Genomic DNA, 2,649 nt, shown 5'->3' on the forward strand with positions numbered 1-2,649 from the left:
CGATAGAGCATTTCAGATACTGTTACACATTCATAATCGTTTCTGTATAAATATCTCATGATACTTTCTAATGCTTCAACTGTCTGAGATGTCTGAGAAAATTCGCTCCCATTCCAATCATGGAGTAAAATGATATTGCCGGGTTTAATACCTTTTGTTATATATTTAGAAATTTTGCTAGCTGCTGGATTTCTCCAATCCTGAGGATCCTGATGCCATGACCATAGAATAACAAGTTTCTCATTCTGTATAGCTGTATTAATAATTAAATCATTGTGAAGGCCTCCAACTGGACGATAGAGCGCTGGTTTATAGCCAGTGATTTGCTTGATAATTTTATCCGTTTGATTTAATTCTGCAGTTAATTTAGCGGCGGTAATATTTTTATCATAAATATGATTATAAGTATGATTAGCAATTTCGTGTCCTTCTTTTACTTGCCTTTTTAAAATAGCAGGAAACCTTTTAACTTTATTACCTGCTACGAAAAAGGTTGCTTTCGCATTGTATTTAGCTAAAATATCAAGTATTTGAGGGGTTAAAACAGGGTGAGGTCCATCATCAAATGTTATTGCAACTATTTTTTCCTTTGTATTTACTTCCCAAATTACCTTCCCTGTTTTTTCATACGCCTTACGACTATCTGTAAAAGCATATATGGGTATTTGTGTGGAACAAAAAGATATGATTAAAAGAATGAGGACTATCCAAATTTTTTTCACGAATAATACACTCCTATGAGATACAAGTAAGTTTAGTTTATGGAGTTATTATCAAATTATTTAATACGAAATTAAAAAGTGAAAAGAGGCAAGAGATTCTTTATGGGCATGCATCTTTTTATAATCACCAAGATTTACAACATGACGAGTATCTTCATCCATGAATGTTATTCTCTATTTACTGATGATCGTTTTTTTATCTTTTTCCGACAGAAGACTCCTTCCTCAAAAATGGGAAGGTGTGAAACACCAATTTTAGGTGGGAGATGAATGTCGGTAGGCGTAAGCCTACGATTCTTGTATAATGAAGGCATCATACAAGAAAGCGAGGTGCAACCCATGTTAGTAAATAAATCATATAAGTTTCGTATCTATCCAAATAAGCGACAAGAAATATTAATTGCTAAGACAATTGGGTGCAGTCGCTTTGTATTTAATCATTTTCTTGCTCTTTGGAATGACACTTATAAAGAAACTGGCAAAGGATTAACCTATCATTCTTGCTCTGCCGAGCTCACTCAATTAAAGAAGCAGGAGGATACGCTTTGGTTACAAGAAGTAGATAGTATTGCTCTTCAATCCACATTAAAAAACCTCTCAGATGCTTTTTCACGCTTTTTCAAGAAACAGAACGATCTTCCACGATTCAAGTCCAAACAGAATAAAATCCAATCTTACACAACGAAACAAACAAATGGCAATATTGCTGTAATAGACAATAGAATCAAACTACCTAAACTTGGACTTGTGAAGTTTGCAAAGAGTCGTGAAGTAACAGGACGTATGCTGAGTGCTACCGTTAGACGTAATCCAAGTGGGAAATACTTTGTATCTTTGTTAGTTGAGACAGACGTACAAGAATTACAGAAAACAGGCTCTTCTGTTGGAATTGATGTGGGATTAAAGGATTTTGCCATTCTTTCAAATGGAACTACATACAAAAACCCTAAATTTTTTCGTACATTAGAAAAAAAGCTAGCGGAAGCACAACGTATCCTTTCTAGAAGAATAAAAGGTTCTTCGAACTGGAATAAACAACGTGTGAAATTAGCACGAATCCATGAGCATATTACAAATGCAAGAAAAGATTACTTAGATAAAATCTCTACCGAACTCATCAAAAACCACGATGTAATTGGTATTGAAGATCTGCAAGTAAGTAATATGCTGAAAAACGGTAAGCTTGCAAAAGCCATTAGTGAAGTATCTTGGTCACAGTTCAGAAACATGTTGGAATACAAGGCAAGATGGTACGGGAAGCAAGTCGTTGTTGTATCGAAGACGTTTGCGTCTAGTCAACTATGTTCAAATTGTGGTCATCAAAACAAAGACGTTAAAAATTTAAATCTTCGTGAGTGGGATTGTCCTTCTTGTGGCACACATCACGATAGAGATGTTAACGCAGGACTAAATCTTAGAAACGAAGCCATAAGACTTCTAACCGTAGGAACTACGGGGATAGCCTAATGAATTAGAAACCGTTAGGTTTCCGTACTTAGGAATCTCCCACTTCAAACAGTCCGTTAGGACGTTAAGTGGTGAGTAGTTCAACTAGGCTAAGCAACATACCGTATGCCTCAGAACCCCTTTTATAAAAAAGGACAATATATGTAACGGTGCCCCTTTTGATTTGAAAAAATCATATGAAAATATAGTGCTCTTAAAGAGTTTTGTTACAAATTTGTTATGTTTGACTTAAAAAAAGGAAAGTAATATTTATTTGTAGAAAATTTTTAAGGATAAAAATGAATGTAAAAATAGAATGACTATCTATGATAAGAAAAGGGGGCACTTATATATGCTAACAAATGATTTAGATTTCCGATTAGAACCACGTTTAAAAGAACTGTATGAACAACATAAAATAAGAGCGCAGAAGATAGACTGGGGTTATCATGAGTTTTTACCATGGGATAAGGGAATGGAC

At 34.7% G+C, this 2,649-nt stretch carries 2 protein-coding genes and 1 pseudogene; 2 read left to right on the top strand and 1 reads right to left on the bottom strand.

Translation table 11 applies throughout. The features are described 5' to 3' along the window. On the bottom strand, positions 1–722 hold a 722-nt coding region (locus AC1DTM_RS22160; RefSeq protein WP_477000889.1), incomplete at its 3' end, for a polysaccharide deacetylase family protein. A 339-nt stretch (positions 723–1,061) separates the two neighbouring features. Here AC1DTM_RS22160 and tnpB point away from each other — a divergent pair. Then, complete coding sequence (tnpB, locus tag AC1DTM_RS22165; RefSeq protein WP_088099770.1) at positions 1,062–2,189, top strand: IS200/IS605 family element RNA-guided endonuclease TnpB; 1,128 nt, start codon at positions 1,062–1,064, stop codon at positions 2,187–2,189. A gap of 331 nt (positions 2,190–2,520) precedes the next feature. Further along, positions 2,521–2,649: pseudogene (locus AC1DTM_RS22170) on the top strand (acyl-ACP desaturase); the annotation flags it as partial.

Source organism: Bacillus sp. P4_D3, from assembly GCF_056401855.1.